Source organism: Streptomyces sp. NPDC047880, assembly GCF_040706515.1.
Lineage (GTDB): Bacteria > Actinomycetota > Actinomycetes > Streptomycetales > Streptomycetaceae > Streptomyces.
This window is the reverse complement of record NZ_JBEZOK010000018.1, coordinates 79,173-100,827: the sequence shown is the minus strand read 5'-3', so window position 1 is coordinate 100,827 and position 21,655 is coordinate 79,173. Positions and strand designations below refer to the sequence as shown.

At 70.1% G+C, this 21,655-nt stretch carries 13 protein-coding genes; 5 read left to right on the top strand and 8 right to left on the bottom strand.

Annotated features, from left to right (window positions below; all coding sequences use genetic code 11):
- Nucleotides 1-52 precede the first annotated feature (52 nt).
- The 8 genes from AB0937_RS25320 to AB0937_RS25285 form a co-directional block, all read right to left on the bottom strand.
- A complete protein-coding gene (locus AB0937_RS25320; RefSeq protein WP_366714466.1) occupies nt 53-1,408 on the bottom strand; it encodes a sugar ABC transporter substrate-binding protein in 1,356 nt (451 codons plus the stop codon).
- Between the two features lie 86 nt (nt 1,409-1,494).
- Entirely contained in the window at nt 1,495-2,796 is a 1,302-nt protein-coding gene (locus AB0937_RS25315; RefSeq protein ID WP_366714465.1) for a sugar ABC transporter permease, read from the bottom strand.
- Nucleotides 2,793-3,572, bottom strand: coding sequence for an ATP-binding cassette domain-containing protein (locus tag AB0937_RS25310; RefSeq protein WP_366714464.1), 780 nt, complete (start codon nt 3,570-3,572; stop codon nt 2,793-2,795). The genes AB0937_RS25315 and AB0937_RS25310 overlap by 4 nt, the downstream gene beginning before the upstream one ends.
- Before the next feature lie 14 nt (nt 3,573-3,586).
- Complete coding sequence (locus tag AB0937_RS25305) at nt 3,587-4,669, bottom strand: substrate-binding domain-containing protein (RefSeq protein ID WP_366714463.1); 1,083 nt, start codon at nt 4,667-4,669, stop codon at nt 3,587-3,589.
- Nucleotides 4,669-7,593 carry a SpoIIE family protein phosphatase gene (locus AB0937_RS25300; RefSeq protein ID WP_366714462.1) on the bottom strand — a complete coding sequence of 975 codons (2,925 nt, stop codon included), beginning with the start codon at nt 7,591-7,593 and terminating at the stop codon, nt 4,669-4,671. The genes AB0937_RS25305 and AB0937_RS25300 overlap by 1 nt, the downstream gene beginning before the upstream one ends.
- A gap of 246 nt (nt 7,594-7,839) precedes the next feature.
- Nucleotides 7,840-9,525: a murein biosynthesis integral membrane protein MurJ gene (gene murJ, locus AB0937_RS25295; protein WP_366714461.1), complete on the bottom strand. Its 1,686-nt coding sequence runs from the start codon at nt 9,523-9,525 to the stop codon at nt 7,840-7,842.
- A 98-nt stretch (nt 9,526-9,623) separates the two neighbouring features.
- Nucleotides 9,624-10,682 carry a lytic polysaccharide monooxygenase gene (locus AB0937_RS25290; RefSeq protein ID WP_366714536.1) on the bottom strand — a complete coding sequence of 353 codons (1,059 nt, stop codon included), beginning with the start codon at nt 10,680-10,682 and terminating at the stop codon, nt 9,624-9,626.
- A gap of 404 nt (nt 10,683-11,086) precedes the next feature.
- Entirely contained in the window at nt 11,087-14,884 is a 3,798-nt protein-coding gene (locus AB0937_RS25285) for a GH92 family glycosyl hydrolase (protein WP_366714535.1), read from the bottom strand.
- A 367-nt stretch (nt 14,885-15,251) separates the two neighbouring features.
- On the opposite strand from AB0937_RS25285, the gene ngcE reads away from it, so the two are divergent.
- The 5 genes from ngcE (at nt 15,252) to AB0937_RS25260 (ending at nt 21,524) form a co-directional block, all read left to right on the top strand.
- The gene (gene ngcE, locus AB0937_RS25280) at nt 15,252-16,706 is read left to right on the top strand and encodes an N-acetylglucosamine/diacetylchitobiose ABC transporter substrate-binding protein (RefSeq protein WP_366714460.1); all 1,455 of its coding nucleotides are present in this window, start codon (nt 15,252-15,254) and stop codon (nt 16,704-16,706) included.
- A 42-nt stretch (nt 16,707-16,748) separates the two neighbouring features.
- The gene (locus AB0937_RS25275; protein ID WP_366714459.1) at nt 16,749-17,675 is read left to right on the top strand and encodes a sugar ABC transporter permease; all 927 of its coding nucleotides are present in this window, start codon (nt 16,749-16,751) and stop codon (nt 17,673-17,675) included.
- A 3-nt stretch (nt 17,676-17,678) separates the two neighbouring features.
- On the top strand, nt 17,679-18,602 hold the full coding sequence (locus AB0937_RS25270; protein WP_366714458.1) for a carbohydrate ABC transporter permease: 924 nt from the start codon (nt 17,679-17,681) through the stop codon (nt 18,600-18,602).
- A 476-nt stretch (nt 18,603-19,078) separates the two neighbouring features.
- The gene (locus AB0937_RS25265) at nt 19,079-20,290 is read left to right on the top strand and encodes an ROK family transcriptional regulator (protein ID WP_366714457.1); all 1,212 of its coding nucleotides are present in this window, start codon (nt 19,079-19,081) and stop codon (nt 20,288-20,290) included.
- A gap of 133 nt (nt 20,291-20,423) precedes the next feature.
- Nucleotides 20,424-21,524, top strand: coding sequence for a sugar ABC transporter substrate-binding protein (locus AB0937_RS25260; protein WP_366714534.1), 1,101 nt, complete (start codon nt 20,424-20,426; stop codon nt 21,522-21,524).
- The last annotated feature ends 131 nt before the right edge of the window (nt 21,525-21,655 follow it).

The following is a 21,655-nucleotide window of genomic DNA, read 5'->3' as shown; positions in this document are numbered from 1 at the left end:
GGGGCGCGGCCCGCGCCGTTCACGGGCGCAACCCCGCCGGGCGGCGGCAGGGTCACCCGCCGCGGTACTTCGCCGCCGCGGCCTGGGCGAGGTCCTGGGCCTTGTCGAGGGCCGCGTCCACGGACTGCCGGCCGGCGATGGCCGTGGCGATCTGCTCGGACACCGCCGTACCCAGCACGGCGAACTCGGGGATGCCCAGGAAGCCGATGCCGGTGTAGGGGCGGGGGCCGACGCCCGGGTCCTTCGGGTCGGCGGAGTCCGTCGCCGCCGTGTACTCCTGCCGGTACCAGGCGCCGGCCGCCTGCTGGTACTCGGGCTTCTCGTAGAGCGACCTGCGGTTCCCGGCGGGGGCCGAGGTCCAGCCCATCTCCTGCCCGACCAGTTCCTGGAACTGCTTGGAGGAGGCCCAGGAGATGAAGTCCCAGGCGGCGTCCTTCTTCCCGGACGCCTGCTGCACGCCCCACGCCCAGGTCCACAGCCAGCCGGCCTTCTCGGTCTTCTCGTGCGGGGCCGCGACGTAGCCCACCTTGCCCTTGACCGGGGAACTGTCGGCCTCGATCGACGAGGCCAGCGACGTGGCGTCGTACATCATGGCGCACTTGCCCTCGACGAAGCTGTCGAGGATCTCCAGCACGCCCATCCGCTCGGCGCCGGGCTGGCCGTGGGAACGCAGCAGGTCGACGTAGAACCCGACGGCCTTCTTGAACTCCGGCGAGGTCAGGCGGGCGTTCCAGTCCATGTCGTACCAGGCGCCGCCGAAGGTGTTGACGACCGTGTTGATCGGGGCGAGGTTCTGACCCCAGCCGGGCAGGCCGCGCAGGCAGATGCCGCTCGCGCCCTCGGAGCCGTCGACCCGGGCGGCCAGGTCGGCGACCTGGCTCCAGGTCGGATTCGCCGGCATGGTCAGCCCTTCCTTGCGGAACAGGTCCTTGCGGTACATCAGGAAGGACCCCTCGCCGTAGAACGGCTCGGCGTAGACCTTGCCGTCCTCGCCGGTCAGCGAGGACACCAGGTTCGGGAAGACGTCGTCCTGGTCGAAGTCCCCGTCGGCCTTCACATAGGAGTCCAGCGGGGCGAGCCAGCCGTTCTCCGCGTAGATCGGCACCTCGTACGCGCTGACGCTCGCCACGTCGTAGGTGCCGGCCTGGGTCGCGAACTCGCGGTTCATCTTCTCCCGCGCCTCGTTCTCCGGCAGCAGCGTGTAGTCGACGGCGATACCGGTCTCCGCCGTGAAGTGCCGCTTGGTGAGCTTCTTCAGGGTCTGGATCTGCGGCACGTCCGTCGCGAGCACGCTGAGATCGGCCCGCTCCTCGCCGCCGGGAAGGTCGGTGTCACCGCACCCGGCAAGAGCCAGACCGGCGGCGACCGTGACGGCCACGGCCACGTGGGTGAGGCGGCTGCGTTTCATGACATCTCGCCGCTTACCCAACTTTGCCCTTTATTAGGCATTACGTTGCATAACGTAATGACAGGCAGATTGCCGGCGCGCTGCCGTCACGGCCGGCCGCGTCTGGCCTGAGCACGTCTGGACAGCGCGTCGGCGGCCACGGCGGCCAGCAGCACCCCGCCTGTGATCATGAACTGCACCGCGTCCTGGACCCCCAGCAGCGCCATCCCCGAGGCGATCGACTGGATGACCACGACACCCAGCAGCACCGACCAGGGCGAGCCCCGCCCGCCGAACAGACTGGTCCCGCCGATGACGGCCGCCGCGATCGCGTTGATCAGCAACATCCCCGAACCGGCGGCACGGGCCGTCGTCGGGCTCGCCGAGGTCAGCCCCGACGCCACGAACAACCCGCCGAACGCCGCCAGCGTCCCCGACACCATGAACATCGCGACCCGCACCCGCTCCACCCCGATGCCGGCCCGCCGCGCCGCCTCGACCCCTCCGCCCAGCGCGTACACCCGCCGGCCGTAGCGGGTGCGGCGCAGCACGTAGTCCGAGACGACCAGGACCACCAGGAAGATCAGCAGCGCCAGCGGCAGCCCCTGGAAGCGGTTGAGGGTGTACGCACCGGCGAAGGCCACCACCGCGAGGAGACCGGTGCGCAGCCAGATGTCGCCTCCGTGCCGGTAGGGCATGCCCGCCGCCCGGTGGCGGCTGCGCCGACGGCGGGCCGCCAGGACGTACCCGGCGGTGCCGAGCGCGGCGACCGCGTACGCCACCATGTCGTTGCCGAAGTGCCGGCTGGTCAGGGAGGCGACCAGGCCCTCCTCGTCGATGTTGATGGTGCCGCTCGCCCCCAGCAGGTAGAGCGTCAGGCCGTTCCAGATCAGCAGCCCGGCCAGCGTCACCACGAACGCGGGCACACCGAGCCAGGCGTGGAAGAACCCGTGGAAGGCGCCCACGGCCGTCCCCGCTGCCACCGCCACGAGCACCGCCAGCCACTCCGGCACGCCGTGGTTCACGTTCAGCACGGCGAACGCCGCGCCCGCCAGACCGCTCACCGAGCCGACCGACAGATCGATCTCCCGGATCAGCAGCACGAACACGATCCCCACGGCCACCAGCCCGGTGCCGACGATGTCCACGCTCAGATTGGACAGGTTGCGCGGCGAGAGGAACTTGTCGTCCAGCCCCTGGAAGACGATCCAGATCACGATCAGCCCGGCGACGACCAGGAGCGGCCCCCGCTCACCGTCGCGCACACCGCTGCGGACCCCCCGCGCGTACTCCCGCACGCTGTCCCGCCAGCCGCGGGCGGCGGCCCGCTCCGTACCGGCGGCGGCGACCGGCCCCGCGCTGCCCGGCCCCGCCGGTCCGCCCTCCCGGTGCGGTCCGCCGCGGCTCACGGCCACGCCTCCTCGTCGCTCTTCGAACGATGGGCCACTGCATTGTCCGCGGCCCCCGTCACGGAGGAGATGATCTGCTCCTGGGTCACGGTGCTCACGTCGAACAGACCGTTGTTGCGGCCCAGGCGCAGCACGGCGACCCGGTCCGCGACGGCCTTGATGTCGCCCATGTTGTGACTGATGAGGATGATCGCCATGCCGCGGTCGCGGACCTCCTCGATCAGGTCGAGCAGATGGCTGGTCTGCTCCACGCCGAGGGCGGCGGTGGGCTCGTCGAGCAGCAGCACCTTGGGGGAGCCCATCAGCGAGCGGGAGATCGCGACGGCCTGCCGCTGCCCGGCCGACAGCGCGGCGACCGGCATCCGCACGTCGGGGATGCGGATCGACAGCGTGCGCATCAGGTCACGGGCGCGGCGCTCCATCTCCACCTCGTCCAGGACGCCCACCCGGTCGATCTCGCGGCCGAGGAAGAGATTGCCGACGACGTCCAGGTTGTCGCACATGGCGAGATCCTGGTAGACGGTCGCGATGCCCAGGGCGTGGGCGTCGTGCGGGCGCTTGATCTGGACGAGACGCCCCTCCCACTCGATGACGCCCCGGTCGGCGGGGCTGACCCCGGAGATCACCTTGATCAACGTGGACTTGCCCGCTCCGTTGTCGCCCGCCAGGGCCACGACCTCACCGGCCCGGACCTGCAGATCGACGTCGACCAGTGCCTGGACGCCGCCGAACCGCTTGGTGATGCCGCGCAACGCCAGTACGGGGGGATGGGCCACGGGGACCACCTCGCTCACCGGGTGAGTCCGGCCCGGGCGCAGGCCGGGCGGAGCTTCTGGGTGCAGATCTGGTCGAGCGTGTAGACACCGTCCCGGACGAGCGTCCGGCCGATCGTCTCGCGCGTCACCGCGGTCGGGGTGAGCAGGATCGCCGGGACCTCCTCGGTCGTGGGGCTGTCCACCGTCGTCGTGACCAGGGAGTCGATGTCGTTGCCGCGTGCCAGGGCGACGGCCATCGCGGCCGCCGCCTCGGTCTCCAGCCGGAAGGGCTTGTACACGGTCATGTACTGCTCGCCCTCGACGATCCGCCGTAGCGCGTCGAGGTCGGCGTCCTGCCCGGTGACCGGGGGCAGCGGCGAGACACGGGCGCTCTTGAGCGCCGAGATGACACCGGCCGCGATGGAGTCGTTCGCCGCGAGCACCCCGTCGATCGCGGCCGGACCGAGGTCGTTGATCGCGGCGGACATGTGGTCGTGCGCGTTCTCCGTACGCCACCCGAGGGTGTCGTAGGACTTCAGGATCCGCACCTCGTCCCGGAGGACGGACCGTGCACCGCCCTCGTACCAGGCGGCGTTGGGGCTGGACGGGTCGCCGTTCATCATGACGACACCGCCGCCGTCGGCCCTGGCGCCCATGCCCTGGAGGAGGGCGTGGCCCTGGAGCCTGCCGACCTCGGCGCCGTTGAAACTGACAAAACCGGAGATCGGGCCCTCGGCGAGCCGGTCGTAGGCGACGACGGGGATGCCCTCGCGCTGCGCCGCGTGGACCGAGGAGCGCAGGGCCTTGGGGTCCACGACGTCCAGGAGCAGGGCCGAGACGCCCCGGGTGATCATGGAGGTCATCTGCTGCCGCTGGCTCGCCGCGTCGTTCTCGGCGTTGGCGTACAGGATCCGGCATTCCGAGCACAGCTCCTTGACCCGCTTCTCGATCAGGGGCCTGTCGGACTTCTCCCACCGGGGCACGGCCCGGCTCGGCAGCAGCAGCCCGATGGTCACCTCGCCCTCGCCCTCCCCGCCGTTGTCCGCACATGCGGTGAGGGACACGGCGAGGAGAACCGCCAGCAGCCCGGCGGCCCCGCGCAGACCCTGGCCGCGCATCAGGGGCCTCCCTCGCGGGAGGCGTGCGGGTGCGGCTGCTCGCGGTCGTGGTGCGCGGCCTGTTCGTCGTGGTGGCGCGAGCCTTCGTCGTCGCGGGTCCTGCGGCGGTCCCGGTTGCGGCCCAGGCCCCAGGTCCGGTCGCGGCCCAGGCCCCAGCCCCGGCCCGGTTTGCGCTCCTCCTCCGGCTCGGTCTCCGGCTCCTCGTCGGGTTCCTCACCGGGCTCCGTCTCCCGACGGGTGACGACGATCTCGCTCCACACCTGCTTGCCGCCGCCGACCGGTACCGAACCCCAGGCCGCCGACATGGCCTCGACCAGGAAGAGCCCGCGTCCGCCCGTCGACTCCCAGTCCACGACCACCGGCTTGGCCGGCGCCCGCGGTGAGGAGTCGCTCACAGTCACCCGCAGCCGGTCCGCCGCCAGGGTCAGCTCCACCCGGACCGCGCCCTGTGTGTGCACCAGGGCGTTCGTGACCAGCTCCGACACCACCAGCAGGACGGTGTCGGCCTCCGCGACGATGCCCCAGGAACGCAGGGTGCGCGCGCTGAACCGGCGGGCGTGCATCACCGCGTCCGGCAGCCGCCACACCACCCAGCCCGCCCGCACCGGCCGTACCCGCATCCCGTCGTAGCGCAGCAGCAGCACCGCCACGTCGTCCTCACGCCGCCCGGCCTCGCCCAGCAGCGCGTCGGCCATCCGGCCGGGGTCGGCGGGATCCGCCGCCGCGAGCGCCTGGCGCACGAGCCGCATCCCTTCGTCCACCTGGAGGTCCGCCGACTCGACCAGGCCGTCCGTCACCAGCGCGAGCACCGATCCGGGGGCGAGCGCGAGGGCCGTCAGCGGGAACTCCGCGTCCGCGAGGACGCCCAACGGGAGTCCGCCCTCGACCGCGATCTCCTCGGTGCTGCCGTCGGGGTGCCGCGCCAGCGGGGCCAGGTGCCCGGCCCGGACGAACAGCGCGTTGCCCTCCTCCATGTCCAGTTCGACGTAGCAGCAGGTGGCGAACAGGTCGGTCTCCATGCCGACGAGCAGCCGGTTGGCGTGCGCGACGACCACGTCCGGCGGGTGCCCCTCCACGGCGTAGGCGCGGACCGCCGTACGCATCTGGCCCATGATCGTCGCGGCCCCCGCGCTGTGGCCCTGCACATCCCCGATGACCAGGGCCACCTTGTTATCCGACAGCGCGATCACGTCGTACCAGTCGCCGCCCACCTGGAGTCCCCGCCGGGCGGGCAGATAGCGGGCCACGGCCGTGCCCCCGGGCAGCCGCGGGAGCCGGCGCGGCAGCAGGCTGCGCTGGAGCATCGTCGCGAGCTCCTGCTCGGCGTCGTAGGCGTGCGCTCGCTTCAGGGCCTGCCCGACCAGGCCCGCGGTCGCGGTCAGCAGGGCCCGCTCCTCGGGGGCGAACTCGTGCGGGGTGTCCCAGCCGACCAGACACACCCCGGCCACCCCGCTCCTGGCCGGCAGCGGCAGCACCGCGAGCCCGCCGGGGCCGATCCCCGCGAGCCCCGGTTCCAGCTCGGAACCCGCCGGCCACAGACTCATCCGCCCGTCGCGCAGCGCCGCCTGGAGCGTGGGCAGCGCGGTGACCGGCGCGTCGGGCCACTCCGAGCGCCACTCCCGGCGCCACAGCTCCGGCCAGGCGTCGGCACCCGGCGGATCGAGCACGGTGACCGCCAGCCGGTCCTCCAGAAGCTCGGCGAGCGCCACCCGGTCGGCGTCCAGCGGCTCGCGCAACGCGGCGACGACGACACGGCTGACGTCCCGGACGGTCGTGGCGTCGTCGAGCGCGGCCGTGAGCCACTGGATCCGGGCGACGTCACTGGCGCTGCGGCGCAGCACGGGCGCCGCGCCGACCACGCCCAGCACCCGCTCCGGGGCGCCGTCGGACCCCTTCAGAACCCGGCAGTTCAGCCGCAGCCAGCACAGTTCACCGGTGGGCCGCCGAATGCGGAACTCCAGCTCACGGCGGCCCGGGGTCTGCGCGGACGGCTCGATGACCGACATCAGCGCGGGGACGTCCTCCGGGACGCTCACCGACAGCAGGGTGTCGGTCTTGCCGTCGAACCCGCCCTCGGGGATGCCGACGAGTTCGAGCAGGGCCGGGTCCGTCTCGACCAGCCCGGTGCCGGGTGACAGGGCGAAGGAACCCACTCCCATGGCGCGCAGGGCCGAGTCCAGCAGCGGCGAGGGCGCCGAGCGGTCGGCCTCGCCCCGCAGCCGCTCGGCGACGGCCTCGGCGTAGCGCTCCAGGAACTCCCGCTGCTCGGCCCCGAACCCCTCCCCGGCCTCTCCCACCACGGCGAGACATCCCAGCCATCCACCCGCGGCCCCCAGCGGCAGAGCCCCGAACGGGGCGGAGGCGGCCGCGCCTTCCTCCGCCCCGGCGAGCACCACGCTCGCGAGCCACACGGGCCGCCCCCGCAGATAGGCCTCGGCGACGGCAGGACCGCCGCCTCCCGTGTCCGGACCGGCAGGGGCCCCGCGGGCGCCGGGACGGGCACCGGGGGAGAGACCACCATGAGCGGCGGCCTCCGACGCCGGGACGGGGGACGGGGCACCGTGGGCAGCGGAGCCCGATGCTCCCGGCGTCGGCCCGATGGAGCGGTCGCCGTGGGCAGCGGCTTCCGGCACCGGCCCGGGAGAACTGCCCGATCCCGCTGGGGGAGATGCCCCGGGAGCCGGCAGGGTCACCCGTTCCGGCATCCGGTACCGCTGCTCGGACTCGCCCCCGGCGGACTCCACCAGCCGGAGTCCGGTCCCGTCCTCGCCGCGTACGTACACCGCGGCCAGCGCCACCCCGGCGAACGCCAGGAGCCGCGCCCGGGCGGCCTGCTCCGGCGAGGGACGAGACGGTCCGGTGCTCCCGTCCCCCGGCGCCCGAAGACCGGGGAACGAGGCCCGGGCATCGCCGTAATGGGGCATGTCCGCATCCACCTCCCGTCCATGCCGCGGCCACCGGCAGGTGGGAGTCCCCGGGACTCAGGCGACGACGGACGCGGGCACGGGACCGGCGGCGCGGGGTCGCGCCTCCCATGGCGGTTCCACGCCGCACATGAGCGGCAGGGCACCCACACAACAGAATCGCACACCTGGATATCCCGGACATATGGGGCGTCCGGCCTCCGTTCCCCGAGCCGAACCCCTCTCGGGCGCGCCGGCCGGGCGCCGTCACCGCCGGCCGGTGAGGCCGCGCAGCTCGTCGACCCTCATCAGCCGGGCCAGGGCGAGGTACGCCGCCGCCATCGTGGCCGTTCCGGCGGTGAGACCCACCGCGGCGGACCAGGTGCCGGTGCCCGGTGACGCGGCACAGGCACGGGCAGCCACCCAGCCCAGCCCCGCGGCGGGGGCGGCGGCGCACACCAGTTTCGTGTACGTCCGGCGCACCTCGCCCTCGTCGAGGCTGCCGCCGAGCGTACGGCGCAACCGCCGTGCCGTGACGGCCAGCCCGGCCAGGTACGACACCGTGTAGGCGCCGGCCATGCCGGTCACCGCCCAGCGCGCGGGCAGCACCAGGTGGCAGAAAGTGACCAGCGCGATGTTCACCGTGGCGACCCATGTCGCCATGAAGAACGGCGTGCGGGTGTCCTCGAAGGCGTAGAAACCCCGCAGGAGGAGGTACTGCGCCGAGAACGGGATCAGTCCGAGACCGAACGCCTGGAGCATCTGCCCGAGCGGCTGGGCGGTCGCCGCGTCCGCCGCCCCGTGGGCGAACAGCAGCGAGGAGATCCAGGGGCCGAGCGCCAGGAAGAGGAACCCGGCCGGCACGATGACGACCCCGGTGACACGCAGCGCCGCTGAGAGATCCGCCCGCAGCTCGGGGATTTGGCCCTGTGCGGCGGCCCTGCTCATCCGCGGCAACAGCGCGGTCACCAGCGAGACGGTCACGATCGACTGCGGCAGCATCCAGATGGTCTGCGCGTACATGTAGGCCGAGTAGCCGGCCCCGGCATCCGGCAGCGCCTGGTCCGCCGCGTTGGCGAAGTTCGTCACCACGGTCAGCGCGACCTGGTTGACCAGGACGAACAGCAGCGTCCACTTCGCGGCGTGGACGCTCTTGCCCAGGCCGGCACCCCGCCAGTCGAACCGTGGCCGGAACCGGAAACCCGCGGCGCGCACGAAGGGGATCAGCGCGAGTGCCTGAAGCGCGATCCCGGCCGTGGTGCCCAGCCCCAGCAGCCGCACCTGTGCCGCGGTGATGTCCGCCACCCGGTCCGGGACGGTCATCAGGCCCAGATACGCGGCGAACATGCCGATCAGAACGACGTTGTTCAGCACCGGCGTCCACATCATCGCGCCGAACTTCTCCCGGGCGTTCAGCACTTGTCCCAGGATGCCGAACAGTCCGTAGAAGAAGATCTGCGGCAGCAGGAACCGGGTGAAGACCACGGTCAGTTCGAACGCCCGGTGGCTGTCCGCGGTGTCGCGCATGTACAGGCCCACGATCTGCGGCGCGGCCCACACCGCCAGCACCGTCCCCACGGCCAGGACGCACACCACGAGCGTCACGAGCCGCTGCTCGTAGGCCCTTCCGCGGTCGGCCTCGGTGGCCCGTGCCCGGACCAGCTGCGGCACCAGCACGGCGTTGAGCGCACCGCCGATGAACAAGGTGTACAGACTGGTCGGCACGGTGTTCGCCGTGTTGTACGTGCTCGCCAGCAGTCCCGTGCCCAGAGCCGCCGCCTGAAGTACCTGCCGGATCAGCCCCGTCGCCCGGGACACGATCGTGCCCAGTGCCATCAGCAGGGACGAGCGGACGGGTCCGCTCCGCTCCGCCCTGCCGCCCCGTGCGGGCCGCCCTCCGGCTCGCTCGCTCGTGGCCGCCGAATCGGCCGCGGCCTTCGCCCCCTCCACCATGGCGCCAGCCTATGCGGTCGGGAATCCGGGGAGGGAACCGGCCCGACGGGCCCGGTGACCGGCGCTCGCCGGTCACCGGGCCCGCCCCGTGCGGAGGTTCAGCCCACCCGGCAGGGCAGACTGCTCGTACTGTCACCTCCCGCCCCGGAGACGGTGTAGCCGAACGTCGTGCTCTTGCCCGGCGCCAGGGAGCCGTTCCAGCCGGCGTTGTGGACCATCACCGCCTGGCCGTTGTAGGTCGCGCTGCCGCTCCACAGGCTCTCGACCTTCTGGCCCGCCGGGAGTGTCCAGTCGACCATCCAGCCGAGCATCGGCACCGTGCCGGTGTTGGTGACGGTCACCTCGGACTGGTGGCCGCCGTTCCAGCTGCCCGTGGTCCTGCGGGTGGCCGTGCAGGTGCCGGGCACCGGCTCGGACGGGTTGCCCGGTTCCTTGATCCCGGTCACCTCGCCCTTGCCGCCGTCGAAGACCACGTCGGAGCAGGAGTAGAAGGTCTCCTGGCTGTCGGAGCGCTGCCAGACCATGTAGACGATGTGGCGCCCCGACTTGTTCTCGGGGAGTTCGCCCGTCCAGGAGTAGTTGGCCTCGACCGTGCCCGGGGAGCCCTTCAACGGCGGGTGGTCGACGCTCAGGAACGGCCGCTCCTCCATGTCGTTCCAGGTGAGCGTCCTGGTCGGGTCGAAGCCGTCCTTCGTGATGTAGACGTGGAACCAGCCCGGGTGCGCCGCCCACGCGTTGTACGAGAAGTCGACGGTCGCGCCCGAGGTGAGATGGGTGAGCGGCCAGTCCTTGCTGGGCGTGTCGAACCCGGTGAAGTCGGTGTTGCCGCCGCTGCACAGCTCGCCGTCCGGTACGAAGCCCCGCGTGCGGCCGGCGCCGTCGGAACGGAGCACCGAGAACCAGTTGTAGAACGGCGTGGTGCCGCTGACCTGCTGCGCGCCCCGGCAGGCGGGATTGACCGGCTTGATCTCGCCGGTGTCGGTCATTCCGTCCTGCCAGCACAGGAAGGTGCGGCTGCCGGGCTTCATGGGGGTGCCGTGCGCCTCCGCCTCACCACCGGCCGTCATGACCAGGCCGATGGCCGGGACGGTGACCAGGAAGGAGAGCAGTACGAGGAAGAGGGCTCTTCCCCGGGCGGGAAGCGCCGGCCGGGGCATCGTGGACCCTCCGGGCCTTTTGGTCAGGATCATGACAGCATCATCCGTTCGTGGGGGTTTGGGCCTGCGGATGTGTGTGCACGGATGCGCGGGGTGGGAGCGACTCGCCGGCGGGTTCCGGTCCACCGTTGATGGGAGCGCTCCCACCCCGCCTGTTGCGGAAGTTAGCGCCCAGCGGCGCAGATGTAAACGGCTCCCGCGCACGGGCCCGGGCGGGCTCCCTCGCCGATGCTGTGCCGGGGGCGGCCTCGGCGAAGCACGTCATCGCCGAGCCCGAGGGCCCGAAGTGGGCGATCCAACAGGCCCGCGCGCAGGGGGAGTTGACTTTACCTGCCTTTGCGGTTGGCTGCGGGCTCGGCCATCATGATCCGGGGGGATCTCTATCGGACCCCCAACTCGGCCGCTCAGGCGAGCAGTTCGACCTCCGCCAGGGTGGCCTCGCCGTCGAGGACCAGGCGGTACCTCTCGTACGTACCCGGCGACCTCACGGAGAACGCGCGGGTCTGCCTGTCCCACGCGAAGGACTCCCCGGACCGCCGGTCCAGCGTGCGCCAGGTCGTGCCGTCGGAGGAGCCCTGGAGCGTCCATCCGGCCGGTGCCTTCGCCCGGTCCGCCGACGAGGTCAGCGTGTACCGGACCGCCTCGGCACCCTTCGGGACCGGCAGGTCCACGGAGGTCACCGCGGCGTCCGTCGCCGACGTGTCGTCGAACAGGGCGCCGTCACCCTCCAGCACGTCCGCGCGCGGCGCGGGCACTTCGTCGCCCCGGGTGATCGACACGGGCGCCGCGTGCTTGCCCGTGCCCCAGGACGACGGCCGCGCGCCCATGTCGAACTCCAGGACACCGCCCTTGGCGACCAGCGCGTGCGGCAGCGAGGTCCTCGTCCACGTGCGGCCGTCGACCTTCAGCCCCTGCACGTACACGTTGCGCGCGTTGTTCCGCGGCGCCTTCACCACCAGCTCGCGCCCGTTCTCCAGGTGCACGGTCGCCTTCGTGAACAGGGGCGAGCCGATCGCGTACTCGCCGCTGCCCATCACCAGCGGGTAGAAGCCGAGCGCGGAGAACAGGAACCAGGCCGACTGCTCACCGTTGTCCTCGTCGCCGTGGTACCCCTGCCCGATCTCGCTGCCCGTGTACAGACGGGACAGCACCTCGCGGACGTTCTTCTGCGTCTTCCAGGGCTGCCCGGCCGCGTCGTACATGTACAGGGCGTGGTGGGCCACCTGGTTGGAGTGGCCGTACATGCCCATCCGCACGTCCCGGGCCTCGGTCATCTCGTGGATGACTCCGCCGTAGGAGCCGGCGAACTCGGGGGAGGCCGTCTCGGGGGTGGAGAGGTACGCGTCCAGCTTGTCGGCGAGGCCCTTGCGGCCGCCGTACAGATTGGCCAGGCCCCGGCTGTCCTGCGGGGCGGTGAAGGCGTACCCCCAGCCGTTGGTCTCGGTGTAGTCGTGGCCCCAGACGCGCGGGTCGTACTTCGAGGACTCCACCCGCCAGTCGCCCTTCGCGTTCCGGCCCTGGAAGAACCCGGCCTTCGAGTCGAAGAGGTTCACATAGTCGCGGGCGCGATTCAGGAAGTACTCCGACTCCTCCTTGTAGCGCCGCTCGCCGGTCTCCTCGTACAGCTTCCGGCCCATGCGGGAGATGCCGTAGTCGTTGAGGTAGCCCTCCAGCGCCCAGGAAAGGCCCTCGTGGGTCTCGGTGCTCGTGTAGCCGAGGAACGGGGAGGTGGCCATGCCCTTGCGGCCGACGCCCGGGTTCGGCGGCACGACCGTCGCGTTCTTCACCGCCGCCTCGTAGGCCGCCTCCGCGTCGAAGTCCACGCCCTTGACGTACGCGTCGGCGAACGCCACGTCTGAGGACGTGCCCGTCATGAGGTCCGCGTAGCCGGGGGAAGACCAGCGGGAGGTCCAGCCGCCGTCCTTGTACTGCTGCACGAACCCGTCGACCAGCTCACCCGCCCGCGACGGAGTGAGGAGGGAGTACGCGGGCCAGGTCGTCCGGTAGGTGTCCCAGAAGCCGTTGTTGATGTACACCTTGCCGTCGACGATCTTCGCGCCGGTGTGCGTCGGGGTGTCCGGGTTGGGCATGGGGGAGAAGGGCGAGGCGTACTTGTGCTCGCCCCCGACCTTCTCGTGCCCGGAGTTGGGGTACAGGTACAGCCGGTACAGGCTGGAGTACAGCGTCGTCAGCTGGCCGGGGGTCGCGCCCTCCACCTCGACCTTGCCCAGCAGCCGGTCCCACTGCCGCTGGGCGCTCTTCTTCACCGCCTCGAAGGACCGGCCCTCCGGGATCTCCTGGCGGAGGTTGTCCTCGGCCTGGTCGAGGCTGATCAGCGAGGTCGCAAGGCGCAGGGTGACGGTCCGGTCGTCGGCCTCGAAACGCAGATGGCCCCTGACGCCGCTGGAGCCCCCTTCGCTGACCGGCTTGTCGAACTCGCCGTACACGAAGAGCCGGGTCGCGCCCGTCGACAGCCCGGACTTCACGTCCGAGTAGCCGGTGACGATCCCGTTCTCCTTGTCGAGCGTCAGGCCCGCCTGGTCCGTCACGTTGTCGAAGAGGACACTCGCGTCGTCGCCGGGGTAGGTGAAGCGCAGCACCGCCGCGTGGTCGGCCGGCGCCATCTCGGCCTTCAGCCCGTTCTCGAACCGCACCCCGTAGTAGTACGGCCGAGCCGTCTCGTTCTCGTGCCGGAAGGCCAGCTCCCGGGCATCGCGCCCGTACTCCGGGGTCCCGGCGGCCGTGGACGGCATCACCTGGAAGGTCTGCCGGTCACCCATCCAGGGGCTCGGCTCGTGGCTGGCGCTGAACGCCTGGATCGTCGGCAGGTTGTCCGCGTTGTTCGCACGCGCGTAGTCGTACAGCCAGCTCAGCGAACCGGCGTTGGTCACCGGTGTCCAGAAGTTGAAGCCGTGCGGCACGGCCGTCGCCGGAACGTTGTTGCCGCGTGAGAAGCCGCCGCTGGAGTGGGTGCCGCGGGTCGTCACCGCGTAGTCCGACAGGTGCGCCTTCGGCCGCTCGGGCGCGACGGACTCGATGCTCACGTCGTCCAGCCAGCCCCGGAACCTGGCCGGGCCCTTGGGGGAGTCGTACGCCACCAGGATCCGGTCCACGGTCTTCCCGGCCGCGACCGACCCGATCCGCGCAGCCACGTCGTTCCACTGGTTGACGTAGAGGATCTTCGCCGCGCCCTGTCCCCGCGGGGTCAGCGGGAAACCGTGCTGGTCGGTGGCGCCCAGTTCGCTCAGGTGGGTGCCGTCGGTGAACGCGAGGTCGACGGATACGTTCGTGGCGTCGTAGTCGAGGTCGCCGTCCGCCATCGACGGGAAGACGCGGTAGGCCAGCCGCGTGTCCCTGCCGACGGCCACGTTCACGTCGAAGATCTTGTTGTACGAGTACGCCCGCCCGTCGGCGGTGTGCCGGCCGGCGTACCGCAGGGCGCGCTTTCCGGTGAACCCGGCGCCGGCCTTGGCGGTGGGGGAGCCGCTCGGGCCGCGGTCGACCAGGGAGAGCATGTCCTGCGGGACGGGCCCGTCGGTGCCGCCCGTGGACAGCTGGAGGCCGGCGAGCTGGAGGATGCCGCCGCCGTTGTTCCCGGTGACGTCCAGCCGGAAGTGCCGGTACTCGCCGGGTTCGGCGAGGTCGTAGGTCTTCGTCTGGAAGCGTTCGGAGAAGGACTCACCGGAGCGCGTGTCGAGCGTCTTCCACTCCTTGCCGTCGACGGAGCCCTTCAGGCTCCAGTCCTTCGGGTCGCGCTCATCGTGGTCATTGGCCGACGTCAGCGCGTAACGCGCCAATTGAACCGGTTTGTCCAGGTCGAACTCGGCCCAGCCGGTGGGTTCGAAGGTGAGCCACTTGGTGCTCGGCTCGCCGTCGACCAGATTCTCCTTCACCTCTCCGCCGCCCGCGTTCTCGGCACTGGCCCGGACGTCGGTGACCCGGTCGGTCACATTGCCCGGTATGCCACTGCTGTGGCCGCCGTCGACTCCGAAGGCCCGCTTGGCGCCGTCGGGGCCGGTGTCGACGGTGTTCACCCAGTCCGGAACCGGGTCGTCCGCCTCGAAGGAGGACACGAATTCCCGATCGGGTTTTCCTGGGGCCTGCGGCAGTGCGACCGCAATGCCCTGCGAACCCAGGGCCAAGGCGAAGGCGGTCGCCGACACGACCGCCGAACCCCATCTGTGCCGAGCTTTCCGCTGTATCAACGGGTACCCTCCCTGCGCAGTGGACAACGTTGTCACCTTCGATGCGCAAGGACCAGTAGTTGCCCAAGTGGCGAGGAGTGTCAAGGGTGTTGCCTGCGGCATTCGGGTGCGGCGACCGGGATATTTCCGGCGGAGCACACACAGGCCGCGCATACTTCCGCGAGGTCTCAACTCGGATAAGACCCACGGCCAACCTTGCGTTCGATCTTGATCCGCTGACGGGAAGTGGACTATACCTGTCGCACGCTTCACACGATCCGCACGTCACCACCCGCACTTCCTGCACGACCCAGCTTGACCCGATCGCGGTGCCGGGAGGGATCCGGTTCACCGCCTGAGTCCTGGAGAAGGCGAGGACTTGAGCATGGGATCCACTTCCGCCGAGCACCACGGCACCGAAGGCGTCGGCCGCCGTGATCTGATCAAGAGGTCCGCCGCGCTCGGGCTGATCTCCGTTCCCACCATGAGCTTCCTGTCCGCCTGCGCGAGCAGCGGCGGCGACGACAGCGGGGACAAGGCCAAAGCAGGCAAGAAGACCGCGAAGAACCCGCTCGCCGTCAACGACACGGCCGGCATGGAATTCGTCCTGTTCGACGGCGGTTTCGGCAAGGAGTACGCCGAGGACGCCGTGAAGATCTACGAGAAGAACTTCCCCAAGGCGTCGGTGAAGTTCTCCGCCACCCAGAAGATCCAGTCCACGCTCCAGCCCCGCTTCAACCAGGGCACCCCGCCCGACCTCATCGACAACTCCGGTGCCGAGCAGATGGACATGGGCGTCCTGGTCGGCAAGAACCAGCTCACCGACCTCACCCCGCTGCTGGACGCGCCCTCCTACGACGACCCGAACAAGAAGGTCCGCGACACGCTGCGCCCCGGCATCGTGGAGATGGGCCAGTTCGACGGCGAGAAGGTCTGGATCCTCTACTACGCCTACACGGTGTACGGCGTCTGGTACTCGCAGAAGGCCCTGGACTCGCTCGACGAGCAGTACCCCGAGACCTGGGACCAGATGCTCGCGGTCTGCGCCAAGGCCAAGAAGAAGGGCATGGCGGGCTGGACGTATGCGGGCAAATACCCTTATTACCTTCCCTTCTCGCTCTACCCGATGATCGGCAAGGTCGGCGGCCGTGAGGTCCTCGACGCCATCGACAACCTGGAGCCGAACGCCTGGAAGCACCCGGCCGTCAAGGCCTGCTTCGAGGCGTACTACGAGCTCTACAAGAAGGGCTACGTCCTCAAGGGCACCCCGGGCCTGGACCACATCCAGTCGCAGACCGCGTGGGCCGAGGGCAAGGCGCTCTTCATCCCCAACGGCTCCTGGGTGGAGAACGAGTCGGCGAACGTCATCCCGAAGGACTTCGACCTGGCCGTTTCCGCGCCCACCGGACTCGACTCCTCCGACAAGATGCCGTTCGGCACCATCTGGGCCTCCGGCGGCGAGCCCTTCATCGTCCCGGCCAAGGCGAAGAACGCCGCCGGCGGCATGGAGCAGCTGCGGATCATGCTCAGCGAGGCCTCATCGAAGAACTTCACCGGCAAGGTGAAGTCGCTGACCGCGTACAACGGCGGCACCGACGGCATCGCCCTCACCCCCGGTCTGAAATCCGGTGTCGCGGCACTGGACAAGGCCGGCGAGAACGTGGTGAATCCCCGTATGCAGGACTGGTACGTGCAGTTGCAGAAGGAGAAGATCGGCGTTTCCGGCCTGGGCGAGATGATGGCCGGCCGCCTGACTCCCGCCGAGGCCATCAAGAAGATCCAGGGCTTCGCCGACGAGACCGCCAAGGACGACTCCATCAAGCACTACAAGCACCAGTAACGGCACCGGAAACCAAATTCCGCACACGGCACCGGAGTGGCGATGCAGCACGGCAAGTACCGGTTCATCGTGGGCTTCCTCGCGTTGCCCCTGGGACTGTACGCGCTCTTCGTGGTCTGGCCGTTCATCCAGTCCATCTACTACTCGTTCACGGACTGGACCGGCCTCAGCCCCGAATTCAAGATGGTCGGGTTCGACAACTACAGCCGCATGCTCGACGACGACATCTTCTGGAAGTCGTTGCAGCACAGCCTGCTGTTCGCCCTCCTGCTGCCGGTGGTGACGATCGGCCTCGCGCTGTTCTTCGCCTTCATGATCAACGTGGGCGGCAGAAAGAGAAAGAACGGCCCGGTGGTCACCGGTGTCCGAGGCTCCTCCTTCTACAAGATCGTCTATTTCTTCCCACAGGTCCTCTCGATCGCCATCGTCGCGCTGCTGTTCGCGTTCGCGTACAACCCGGACAGCGGCGCGATCAACTCGCTCCTGCGCGGGATCGGCCTGGACGGCGTCCAGCCCCTCTGGCTGGGCGACCCCGATCTGGCCCTCTGGGCGGTGATGGGGGTCCTCGTCTGGTCGACGGTCGGCTTCTTCGTGGTCCTCTTCTCCGCGGGCATGGCCTCCATCCCGGCGGAGATGTACGAGGCCGCGCTCCTGGACGGCGCGAACCGCGTCACCACGTTCTTCCGGGTCACGCTGCCCCTCCTCTGGGACACCGTGCAGTCCGGCTGGGTGTACATGGGCATCCTCGCCCTGGGCGCCGAGTCGTTCGCGGTCGTGCAGATCATGACGACCGGGCCGGGCGGTCCCGACTACTCGACCACCGTCATGGTCCTGTACGTGTACCAGAAGGCGTTCCGTGACGGGCAGGCCGCCTACGCCACCACCATCGGTGTCGCCCTGCTCGTCGTCACGCTGGCCTTCGCCGCCGTGGTGATGCGGCTGGGCCGTCGCGAGCGGCTGGAGTACTGACCGATGAAGACGACCGAAACCCCCGCGCCGCTGCCGGCCGAGTCCGGAGCCCCGATCACCAAGACCGACGTCCGGCCCCTTCCTCCCGCGAAGGAGAAGAAGGAGGGCACGGTCCTCAACGTCTTCTCCCACGGCGTCCTGGTCATCTGGGCGTTCATGGTGGTCATGCCGCTGCTCTGGGCGGTCATGACGTCCTTCAAGGACGACCGCTCCATCTTCAGCTCGCCCTGGTCGCTCCCGGACTCCCTGCACTTCGACAACTGGTCGCGGGCGTGGACCCAGGCCAACATGAGCGACTACTTCCTCAACACGGTCCTCGTGGTGGGCGGTTCACTCATCGGCACCCTGGTGCTGGGCTCCATGGCGGCCTACGTCCTGGCCCGCTTCGACTTCCCGGGCAATCGCTTCATCTACTTCCTGTTCATCGGTGGCATGAGCTTCCCGATCATGCTCGCGCTGGTCCCGCTGTTCTACGTCGTGAACAACATGGGCCTGCTGAACACCATCCACGGCCTGATCCTCGTCTACATCGCCTACTCGCTGCCGTTCACGGTGTTCTTCCTCACGGCGTTCTTCCGCACCCTGCCGACGTCGATCGCCGAAGCGGCCTTCGTCGACGGCGCGTCCCACAGCCGCACGTTCTTCCAGATCATGCTGCCCATGGCCAAACCGGGCCTGATCAGCGTCGGCATCTTCAACTTCCTGGGCCAGTGGAACCAGTACATGCTCCCCACGGTCCTCAACACCGACCCCGACAAGCGCGTCCTCACCCAGGGCCTGGTGCAGCTGGCGGTCAGCCAGGGGTACAAGGGTGACTGGTCGGGCCTCTTCGCGGGCCTGGTGATGGCGATGCTGCCGGTGCTGGCGGCGTACATCATCTTCCAGCGGCAGGTGGTGCAGGGGCTTACGGCGGGGGCGTTGAAGTAACCCGGGCCGGTCGGGGCCGGGGCCGGGTGGGTCCGCGGCCCGGCGGAGCGGGGTGCGGCCTGCGCCCACCCGTGCCGCCCCAGCGGCACGACCGCCCGCAGCCGAGCCGGAGCGGACCCGCAGCCGCCGTCGGACGCAAGGGGACGTGCCGGGGGGTGTCCGCCCGCAGCGGTTGGCGCGTCAACGAACAGCCAGTCGGCCCACAAGTCGATCGCGCCGTTCCGAGGACGGACACCCCCCGGCGCGGCCCCGACCCACCACCCGGCGACAGGCGCTGCGCGCACCCCCGAAACAGCCGCACGGGCCGCCGCAGGCAGAAAGCGCGTACCCCCTCATAGCGCTCCGCGACGACCCGCGCACACCCCGGAATCAGTTCAACCTCTTGACGGGAGGCAACCCGAACGGCTCAGCTTAGAGTTCACTAGTTGGACATAGACGGGGCCTCATCGAAGCGGCCCCGTGCGCAGGAGGTCGTCGTGGAGACTCCGGGGTCGCAGTCGTCGCTGCACCGAGCCAACCTGGAGCGGGTCGTACGGGCCGTGCGCCTCGCCGGCTCCCTCACCCAGGCCGAGATCGCGCGGACGACAGGCCTGTCCGCGGCGACGGTCTCCAACATCGTCCGGGAGTTGAAGGACGGCGGCACCGTCGAGGTCACACCGACCTCCGCCGGCGGCCGCCGGGCCCGCAGCGTGTCGCTGAGCGGCGACGCCGGCATCGTCATCGGGGTCGACTTCGGCCATACCCACCTCCGTGTCGCCATCGGCAACCTCGCCCACCAGGTCCTCGCCGAGGAATCCGAGCCCCTCGACGTCGACGCCTCGTCGACCCAGGGCTTCGACCGCGCGGAACAGCTGGTCACCCGCTTGATCGAAGCCACCGGCGTGGACCGCTCCAAGATCGCCGGCGTCGGCCTCGGCGTCCCCGGCCCCATCGACGTCGAATCCGGCACGCTCGGCTCGACCGCCATCCTCCCCGGCTGGACCGGCACCAAGCCCGCCGAGGAGCTCCGCGGCCGCCTCGGCGTCCCCGTGCACGTGGACAACGACGCCAACCTCGGCGCCCTCGGTGAGATGGTCTGGGGCAGCGGGCGAGGCGTCCGCGACCTCGCCTACATCAAGGTCGCCAGCGGCGTCGGCGCCGGTCTGGTGATAGACGGCAAGATCTACCGGGGACCCGGCGGCACCGCCGGAGAAATCGGACATATTACACTCGACGAATCCGGCCCGGTCTGCCGCTGCGGCAACCGTGGCTGCCTGGAGACCTTCGCGGCCGCGCGCTACGTGCTCCCGCTCCTCCAGTCCAGTCACGGCACCGATCTGACCATGGAAGGCGTCGTACGGCTCGCGCGGGACGGAGACCCGGGCTGCCGTCGGGTGATCGCCGACGTCGGCCGCCACATCGGCAGTGGAGTGGCCAATCTCTGCAACCTGCTGAACCCGAGCCGGGTGGTCCTCGGCGGTGATCTCGCCGAGGCCGGTGAGCTGGTGCTCGGGCCGATCCGGGAGTCCGTCGGCCGCTACGCGATTCCCAGCGCGGCGCGCCAGCTGTCCGTTCTCCCCGGTGCCCTCGGCGGCCGTGCGGAGGTGCTCGGAGCGCTCGCTCTCGCCCTCAGCGAGATGGGCGATTCGACCCTTCTTGACGGAACTGCCCCGGGCGCACTGAAGGCGGCCACGCCTGCCTTCACTTAGAGAACGGATGGCACCGTTGCCATCTCGTTAAGGATTTACTTCTTGACGTCGCACGTGTGGCCGAGTTGACTTCCAGCCACCTCGGCCGCAATGTCGCGGCCTCGTCAGGGAGGTTTGTGAAGTGAACACGCGTATGCGCCGCGCCGCTGTCGCTATTGCCGCCGGTGCGATGGCCGTTTCGCTTGCTGCCTGTGGCAGCGCCAAGGAGTCGGGCGACAACGCCGATTCCTCCGGGTCCGCCAAGAAGGGCGACGACATCAAGGTCGGCCTGCTCCTTCCGGAGAACGCGACCGCCCGTTACGAGAAGTTCGACCGGCCGCTCATCGAGAAGAAGGTCAAGGAGCTCACCGACGGCAAGGGCGAGGTCGTCTACGCCAACGCCAAGCAGGACGCCAGCACGCAGAACCAGCAGGTCGACACGATGGTGACCAACAAGGTCGACGTGCTGATCGTGGACGCGGTGGACTCCAAGGCCATCGCCGGCTCGGTGAAGAAGGCCAAGGACGCGGGCATCCCCGTCGTCGCCTACGACCGCCTGGCCGAGGGCCCGATCGACGCCTACACCTCGTTCGACAACGTCACCGTCGGCAAGACGCAGGGCGAGGCCCTGCTGAAGGCCCTCGGCGGCAAGGCCAAGGACGGCCAGATCGTCATGATGAACGGGTCCTCCACCGACCCGAACGCCGCCCAGTTCAAGCAGGGCGCCCACGACGTGCTCGACGGCAAGGTGAAGATCGGCCGCGAGTACGACACCAAGGAGTGGAAGCCGGAGAACGCCAACGCCAACATGGAGGGCGCCATCTCCGCCCTCGGCAAGGACAAGATCGTCGGCGTCTACTCCGCCAACGACGGCATGGCGGGCGGCATCATCACCGCCCTGAAGGCCGCCGGCATCGCCGACATCCCGGTCACCGGCCAGGACGCCGAGCTCGCGGGCGTGCAGCGCATCGTCACCGGTGAGCAGTACATGAGCGTCTACAAGCCCTACCCGCAGGAGGCGGACGTCGCGGCCGAGATGGCCGTCGCCCTCGCCCAGGGCAAGTCGCTCGACTCGCTCGCCAAGGACAAGGTCGACAGCCCGACCACCAAGGCCGTGCCCTCCGTGCTCGTCCCGGTCGTCTCGCTGACCAAGGACAACATCAAGGACACCGTCATCAAGGACGGCATCTACACCGTGAACGAGATCTGCGCGGGCAAGTTCAAGGCCGCCTGCGACAAGGCCGGTCTCAGCTAAGCAGCCATCAGGTCCTGCCGGGACACGGGAGTCCGCCCGCGGACTCCCGTGAGCCACGGACACGGACCGGCTGCCCCCGAGTTCCTCCGGTGCCCCGCCACACCAGCCCCGCAAGCTCCGCGGGGCGCCGG